This window comes from Micromonospora sp. DT228 (genome assembly GCF_049841595.1).
In the GTDB taxonomy this organism is placed as follows: domain Bacteria; phylum Actinomycetota; class Actinomycetes; order Mycobacteriales; family Micromonosporaceae; genus Micromonospora.
In genome coordinates this window covers 695598-703204 of record NZ_JBNCKO010000002.1, presented here as the reverse complement: position 1 = coordinate 703204, position 7607 = coordinate 695598, and the positions used below count along the sequence as shown (strand labels likewise).

Annotated in this window: 8 protein-coding genes; 2 read left to right on the top strand and 6 right to left on the bottom strand. The window is 68.3% G+C overall.

Annotation, left to right across the window (positions count from 1 at the left end):
• Positions 1 to 531 precede the first annotated feature (531 nt).
• Positions 532 to 756: a hypothetical protein gene (locus ACLQ29_RS06615; protein WP_393373609.1), complete on the top strand. Its 225-nt coding sequence runs from the start codon at positions 532 to 534 to the stop codon at positions 754 to 756.
• A 26-nt stretch (positions 757 to 782) separates the two neighbouring features.
• Here ACLQ29_RS06615 and ACLQ29_RS06610 read toward each other — a convergent pair whose 3' ends face one another.
• The gene (locus ACLQ29_RS06610) at positions 783 to 1580 is read right to left on the bottom strand and encodes a carbon-nitrogen hydrolase family protein (protein WP_425770746.1); all 798 of its coding nucleotides are present in this window, start codon (positions 1578 to 1580) and stop codon (positions 783 to 785) included.
• A gap of 38 nt (positions 1581 to 1618) precedes the next feature.
• A complete protein-coding gene (locus ACLQ29_RS06605) occupies positions 1619 to 2452 on the bottom strand; it encodes an EamA family transporter (RefSeq protein ID WP_425770745.1) in 834 nt (277 codons plus the stop codon).
• 41 nt (positions 2453 to 2493) lie between these two features.
• On the opposite strand from ACLQ29_RS06605, the gene ACLQ29_RS06600 reads away from it, so the two are divergent.
• Positions 2494 to 3120 (top strand): helix-turn-helix domain-containing protein, encoded by a 627-nt coding sequence (locus ACLQ29_RS06600; RefSeq protein ID WP_425770744.1) that lies wholly within the window; start codon positions 2494 to 2496, stop codon positions 3118 to 3120.
• Positions 3121 to 3163: 43 nt separating this feature from the next.
• On the opposite strand, the gene clpX is transcribed toward ACLQ29_RS06600, so the two are convergent.
• From clpX to tig, 4 genes are all read right to left on the bottom strand, one after another.
• Positions 3164 to 4459 (bottom strand): ATP-dependent Clp protease ATP-binding subunit ClpX, encoded by a 1296-nt coding sequence (clpX, locus tag ACLQ29_RS06595; RefSeq protein WP_053652977.1) that lies wholly within the window; start codon positions 4457 to 4459, stop codon positions 3164 to 3166.
• A gap of 211 nt (positions 4460 to 4670) precedes the next feature.
• The gene (locus tag ACLQ29_RS06590) at positions 4671 to 5333 is read right to left on the bottom strand and encodes an ATP-dependent Clp protease proteolytic subunit (protein ID WP_393373620.1); all 663 of its coding nucleotides are present in this window, start codon (positions 5331 to 5333) and stop codon (positions 4671 to 4673) included.
• 10 nt (positions 5334 to 5343) lie between these two features.
• Positions 5344 to 5985 carry an ATP-dependent Clp protease proteolytic subunit gene (locus ACLQ29_RS06585; protein WP_007464111.1) on the bottom strand — a complete coding sequence of 214 codons (642 nt, stop codon included), beginning with the start codon at positions 5983 to 5985 and terminating at the stop codon, positions 5344 to 5346.
• 246 nt (positions 5986 to 6231) lie between these two features.
• Entirely contained in the window at positions 6232 to 7578 is a 1347-nt protein-coding gene (gene tig / locus ACLQ29_RS06580; protein WP_425770743.1) for a trigger factor, read from the bottom strand.
• Between the last annotated feature and the right edge of the window lie 29 nt (positions 7579 to 7607).

The following is a 7607-nucleotide window of genomic DNA, read 5'->3' as shown; positions in this document are numbered from 1 at the left end:
CTGGCTTTACAAGCACCCTGTTGAGTTCTCAAAGAACAACCACACACCGACCAGAAGCCCCACCTCAGTGGAACCCCGTCTCGGGGCAACCGCTCAAACCTACTTGGTCGAACTTTCATTGTCAACCTCAGGTTCGAGGTGATCAATGTGGTTCGTCCGGACCCACGATGACGCACGCCGAACCCGGCGGTCGTTACTGTCGTGGGAAACCGCAGACCGGCCGATCGCCGCTTCGCGGCCATCCGCCCGGCTCCTGCCGGCTTCAGAACCTTACCCGGTCGGCTTCGCGTTCGCAACCCCGTTTCCGGGATGTTCCGCACCGCCCGATCCTCAGCCTCGCTCGGCGTCTCCGCCACGAGCCTGGTGCCCGCTCTCAGCCGGTTTGTCCGACCTCCCCCGTGCAGAGAGAAAGTTACGCGGACGGCCCGGAGAAGGCAAATCAGGGTTCATCACTGGTTCCGGTGGGCAGGTTCGCAACGGTCCCGGTGCAGCCGGAGACGCGGGCCGTCCCGCCGTGCCAGAGTGTCAGACATGGATGAGTCCGGGCTCGGCACCACTGTGCTCGCCGAGGAGTCGCTGCTCGGCGTACTCCTGCCGTTCTGGCAGGTGGTGATCGGTGCGGTCGTGCTGGTCGTGCTGGTGCTCTCCGTCGGACGCCTGGCCCGACGGGGCAGGTCCCGAATGACCACCGCGCTGCTGGTGACCGCCGCCGCCATCGCCGGCTTCGCGGTGATCGGCGTCCTGCTGCAGGGCTGAGGTTCAGAGCCCGGCAGGGTCGAGGCTCAGAGCCGCCGGTTGGCCAGGCTCGGCAACTCGGCCCGGATCGCGGCGAGCCGGTCGAGGTCCAGGTCGACGACTGACACACCCGGGCCGTCCGGCAACTGGGTGAGGACCGTCCCCCACGGATCGACAACCATGCTGCGCCCGAAGCAGGTCCGGCCCGGGTCGTGGTCGCCGGTCTGGCCGGCCGCCGCCACGAAACACTGGTTCTCGATGGCCCGAGCTCGCAACAGAACCTCCCAGTGGTCCCGGCCGGTGTGCATCATGAATGCCGCCGGGACCACGAGCAGTTGTGCCCCACCATCGGTGGCGAGCAGCCGGTACAGCTCCGGGAAGCGCAGGTCGTAGCAGATCGACAGGCCGACCCGCAGACCTTCGACGTCCACCACCACCGGCTGAACCCCGGCTGCGACAGCCGCCGACTCCCGGTAGGAGACCCGACCCGGGATCTCCACGTCGTACAGGTGGATCTTGCGATAACTCGCGGCCAGGTTGCCGGAGCGATCGAAGACCAGCGACGTGTTCCAGGTGTGTTCCGGGTCCGGGCCGGCCTCGTGGAAGGAGCCGGCCACCAGCCAGATTCCGAGCCGTCCGGCGATGTCGGCGAAGAAGCTGCCGACCTCACCGTCCACCGGCTCCGGCTCGGGCATCCCGGTGGCCGGGCCGAGGTAGTCGACGTACTCCGGAAGGACGGCGAGGTCCGCGCCGCCGGCGGCGGCGCGGACCAGCAGGGCCTCCGCGGCGGCCAGATTGGCCTTACGGTCGTCCCGGGCGTTCAGTTGGCAGACCGCGACGCGCATGAGCACAGGGTACGGCGGGAGGGGCGGCACGGACAGCGTCAGAGGCTGGCCAGCACCAACGCTCCGGCGGCGAAGCCGAGCCCGGTGATCTGGACAACGCGCAGCCGTTCCCGGTCGACGGCCAACGCCAGCAGCACGGTGCTGGCCGGGTAGAGCGCGGCGACTGCCGCGACGATGCTCAGGTGACCACGGGCCGCCGCGGCCAGGAACAGCGCGTTGGCGCCGCTGTCGAGCAGACCGGCGACCGCCGCCCAGCCCCACTCCCGTCGTCCGAGGCGCAGCGGCGCCCGGGTGCCGACGGCAAGCGCGAAGCCGAACGCGATCGAGCTTGCCCGGACCGCCGCCACCGGCCACATCCCGGCGCTCTCGTCGGCCTGGCCCAGGAGGGTGTAGAAGACACCGAAGAGCGCCCCGGCGGCGAGGGCGAGCCCGACCAGCCGTGCGGGGACGGCTCGTCTGCCGCCGCTCTCCCCCAGGCTGACAAGCGCGATCGCCACCACCGCGAGACCGGCGCCGGTGATCGCCAGGACACCCGGGAAGGACGCCGTGAAGAGACCGGCGACGATCGGCACCACCGCGGCGGTGATCGCGGTGATCGGTGCCACCACCACCATCATCCCGCCGGCGAGAGCCCGGTAGAGCAGCATGACGCCGCCACCACCGGCCACCCCGGCGAGAAGCCCCCAGCCGAGGTCACCGACGTGTGGTGTTCCGGGCACGACAAGCACCAGTACGACCAGCAACGGCACACTCAGCAGCTGGGAAATGAGGGTTACGGCAATCGGGTCGGCGTGCCGGGACGCCTTGCCGCCGGAGAAGTCGGCCGTGCCGAACGCGACGGCGGCCAGCGCGGCCAGGACAATGGGTACCATGTATCTGTCGTACCACAATAGTGACCGCGAGGGATAGTTTAATGACCGAACCGGGACCGGATCGGGTGGGCGCGGTTACCGCCGCGGTAGCCCGACGGGTACGCGAACTACGGGCCGCCCGAGGCTGGTCCTTCGACGAGCTGGCCGGCCGGTCCGGGGTGAGCAAGGGCATGCTCGTGCAGATCGAGGGCGTGCGCACCAACCCGAGCATCGGCACGCTGTGCCGGGTCGCCGACGCGTTCGGCGTCAACATCGGCCACCTGCTCGAACCGGCCGAGGAACGGGCCGTGAAAATCAGTTCAGCCGGCGAGGCGCCCGTGCTCTGGCAGGGCGAGCACGGCGGCACGGCCCGCCTGCTGAGCGGGTTGGGCGAGCCGGATCTCGTCGAGCTCTGGGACTGGCGGCTCATCCCCGGGGAGGCGCACCGTTCCCTCGACCACCCGCGCGGCACCCGCGAGGTGCTGCACATCCTGGACGGCACCGTGATCGTCCGGGTCGACGGGCAGGACCATCAGGTCCGCGCGGGTGAGACGATCGAGATCCACGCCGACCGAGAGCACGGCTACCGCAACGACGGCGACGCCCCGGCCCGACTGATGATGGTGGTCGTCACCCCGTCGGGCGAATGGGACCGCCGGACACGATCACGCCGGCCGCGTCAGGAGTAGAGCTGTGGCGCAGTCCTGAGCGGCCGGCGTGGCGTGGCGTGGATCAGGCCGACTTCTCCTCGCGGTCCCGCCGGGCCCGACGCCCGGTGAACTCGCGCGGAACGATCGTCGGGTTGACGTTTTCCAGGACCACCTCACGAGTGATCAACACCCGGGCGGCGTCGGGGTTGCTCGGCACCTCGTACATCGCGGAGAGCAACACCTCTTCGATGATGGCCCGCAGGCCACGGGCACCGGTGCCCCGCAGCATCGCCTGGTCGGCGATCGCCTCCAGCGCCGGCTCGTCGAACTCCAGCTCGACCCCGTCCAGCTCGAACAGGCGCTGGTACTGCCGGACGAGGGCGTTACGCGGCTCGGTGAGGATCCGCACCAGAGCGCTGCGGTCCAGACTGCGCACATTGGTGATCACCGGCAACCGGCCCACGAACTCGGGGATCAACCCGAACTTGAGCATGTCCTCCGGCATGACCTGGCTGAAGATGTCGTCGGTCGAGCGCTCGGAAACCGACCGGAGTCGGGCGCCGAAGCCGGTGCCGCCCTGCCCGGTGCGGGACTCGATGATCTGGTCGAGACCGGCGAAGGCGCCACCGCAGATGAACAGCACGTTCGTGGTGTCGATCTGGATGAACTCCTGGTGCGGATGCTTACGGCCACCCTGCGGCGGCACGTTGGCGACAGTGCCCTCGAGCATCTTGAGCAGGGCCTGCTGGACACCCTCGCCGGAGACATCGCGCGTGATCGACGGATTCTCCGACTTGCGGGCGATCTTGTCGACCTCGTCGATGTAGATGATGCCGGTCTCGGCGCGCTTGATGTCGTAGTCAGCGGCCTGGATCAGCTTGAGGAGGATGTTTTCCACGTCCTCGCCGACGTAGCCCGCCTCGGTCAGTGCCGTGGCGTCGGCGATGGCGAACGGGACGTTCAACATCCGGGCGAGGGTCTGCGCCAGGTGGGTCTTGCCGCACCCGGTGGGGCCGAGCAGCAGGATGTTGGACTTGGCCAGCTCGACGGCGTCATTGCCGGAGCCCGGCGCACCAGCCGCCTCGGCCTGGATCCGCTTGTAGTGGTTGTAGACCGCGACCGCGAGCGCCTTCTTGGCCTGGTCCTGCCCCACGACGTAGTTGTCGAGGAACTGGCAGATCTCCATCGGCTTGGGAAGCTCTTCCCACTTCACCTCGCCGGACTCGGCCAACTCCTCTTCGATGATCTCGTTACAGAGATCGATGCACTCGTCGCAGATGTAGACCCCTGGGCCCGCGATGAGCTTCTTGACCTGCTTCTGCGACTTGCCGCAGAAGGAGCATTTCAGTAGGTCGCCGCCGTCACCGATCCGTGCCACCTACGTTCTCCCTGCACTCATCGGCCGGAGACCCGGCCCTGACCTGCGGACGCTGCGCGCCGTCCGGTTTGGTTCACCTCACCGGCCCAACCGGCGAAGCGGTACGGACCCGACGTTACCCGCTGGCGGGGCATTCTCCGACCCCCAAAACGGGTGTGTCAGAGGTCGGCCGGGAACTGCACGCCCCGGCCAACCTCTGACCCGGCACTGCTCAGCTGGCGGAGTGGGTCGCCAGCAGACCCTTCTTGCGGCTGGTCAGGATCGTGTCGACCAGCCCGTACTCCTTGGACTCCTCGGCCGTCATGATCTTGTCACGGTCGATGTCCTTGCGCACCTGCTCGGTCGGGCGGTTGCAGTGGCGGGACAGCATGTCCTCCAACTGCGTCCGCATCCGCAGGATCTCCCGGGCCTGGATCTCGATGTCCGAACCCTGCCCGTAGCCACCCTCGGTGGCCGGCTGGTGGATGATGATCCGCGAGTTCGGCAGCGCCATCCGCTTACCCGGAGTGCCCGCCGACAGCAACACCGCCGCGGCGCTGGCGGCCTGCCCGAGGCAGACCGTCTGGATGTCCGGACGGACGTACTGCATGGTGTCGTAGATCGCCGTCATGGCGGTGAACGACCCACCCGGCGAGTTGATGTACATGATGATGTCGCGGTCCGGATCGGTGCCCTCGAGCGTCAGCAGCTGGGCCATCACGTCGTTGGCCGACGCGTCGTCCACCTGGACGCCGAGGAAGATGATCCGGTCCTCGAAGAGCTTGTTGTACGGGTTCGATTCCTTGACCCCGTACGACGTGCGCTCGACGAACGACGGCAGCACATAACGGTTGTGCACGGCCGCGAACTGGGGCGGCAAGCTCAGATCGGTCATCGTCAGCTCCTCAGCTCAGGGTCCCGGCGCCATCCGGAACCTGTGCGGCCCCGATGATCACCTTGTCGATGAAGCCGTAGTCCATGGCCTCCTGGGCGGTGAACCAACGGTCCCGGTCGGAGTCCGCCTCGATCTGCGACTGACTCTGGCCGGTGTGGTGCGCGACCCGCTCCTGGAACATCCGCTTTGTGTAGAGCATCTGCTCCGCCTGGATGGCGATGTCGGACGCCGTGCCACCCAGACCACCGGACGGCTGGTGCATCATGATCCGGGCGTGGGGCAGGGCGTACCGCTTGCCCTTGGTGCCCGCGCAGAGCAGCAGCTGGCCCATCGAGGCCGCCATGCCCATCGCCACGGTCGACACATCGTTGTCGATGAACTGCATGGTGTCGTAGATCGCCATGCCGGAGTAGACCGAGCCACCCGGCGAGTTGATCCACAGGTTGATGTCGCGGTCCGGGTCCTCCGCGGCGAGCAGCAGCAGCTGCGCGCAGATGCGGTTGGCGACCTGGTCGGTCACCTCACTGCCCAGGAAGATGATGCGTTCCTTGAGCAACCGGTTGTAGACCGAGTCGTCGAGGTTGCCAATGGAGTCGCCACCGCGCGCGTCAATCGCCCGGAGCGACTTCTTGGGGATGTGCATGTCGGTCATGGCAGCCCTTCGCTCTCCGTACCGTCTTTCCCGACACTAACCGCTGTGCGGGGCGGCAGAGTCCCGGTCGGGGCACTGTTCGCTCTCAGCGCAGCTGTGTCGAGGGCACCCGCGGCGCGGGCTTCCGGGCGTACCCGGTAACGCTGACTACCCGGCGTACCCGGCAACGCTGACCTCCGGGCGTACCCAGAAATGGATTCGGCCGCCATCCACCGCGCAGCGGCGGACGGCGGCCGCACCCGACGATCAGTGGTCGTGGTTGTGCTCCGCCTCGTTGGCGGCGCGCAGGGCGTCGAGGGTGACCTCGTTGCCGGCCGAGTCCTTGATCGTGATCCGCTCCATGACGGCGGCGAGCGCCTTGCCCCGCCGCACGTCGCCGAAGACCGCCGCGGCGGCGCCGGAGCGCACGAGCTGGTCGTAGTACTGCTGGGGGGCCATCCCGGCACGCTGCGCCCGGTGCACGATCTCGTGCCCGAACTCGTCGTCGGAGACCTGCACGTCCTCCGCGTCGGCAAGCGTGTCCAGCAGGAGCTGGACCTTGACGCCCTCGGTCGCCGCCTCGGCCAGCTCGGCGTCGATCTGCTCCTCGGTCTTGTCCTCGGCCGCGAGGTATTCCTCCATGGAGGCGCCGATCCGCTCCAGCTGGTCGATCATGGCCTGCTTGCGGCTCTCGACCTCCTCGCGGACCACACCCTCCGGGGCGGGGATCTCGGCGGCCTCGACGAGCTGGGCCAGGGCCTTGTCCCGAGCGGCGTAGATCTGCTCGACCTGCTTGCCCTGGTTGACCCGGGCGCGCAGGTCGCCGCGCAGCTCCTCGATCGTGTCGAACTCGCTCGCCATCTGGGCGAACTCGTCGTTCAGCTCCGGCAGCTCCTTCTCCTTGACCGTGCGCACGGTCACCGCCACCTCGGCGTCCCGACCGGCGAAGTCGCCGCCGACGAGCTGGGTGGTGAAGGTGGTGTCGGCGCCGGCGGCGAGGCCGACGACGGCCTCGTCCAGGCCGGGCAGGAGCTGCTTGCTGCCTACCTCGTGGGAGATGTTGCTCGCCTGGCCGCCCGGCACGTCCTCGCCGTCGACGGTGGCGTTCAGGTCGATCTGGACGAAGTCGCCCTCGGCAGCGGCCCGTTCGACGGTCTTGAGGGTCGCGAAACGCTCCCGCAGGTTCTTCACCTGCTCGTCGATCTCGCTCTCGTCGATCTGCAGCTCGTCGACGGTCACCTCGATGGAGGACGCGTCCGGGATGGTGATCTCCGGACGGACGTCGACCTCGGCGGTGAAGTTGAGCGAGTCGCCGTCGTTGAACTCGGTGATCTCGACCTCGGGGCGCCCCAGCGTCTTGAGGTCGTGCTCGCGCACCGCGGCGAGGATGTTCTCCGGGATGGCCTCCTGCACCGCCTCGTTGAGGACGGTGCCGCGGCCCACCCGCTGGTCGATCACCGCGGTCGGCACCTTGCCCCGACGGAAGCCGGGAACCTGGACCTGCGAACCGATCTCCCGGTACGCCTTCTTGAGGCTCGGCTCGAGCTCGACGAACGGCACCTCGATGGCGAGCCGCACGCGCGTCGGGCTCAGAGTCTCGACGGTGCTCTTCACAGGCGTACTCCTTGACGGATCTCAGTTGA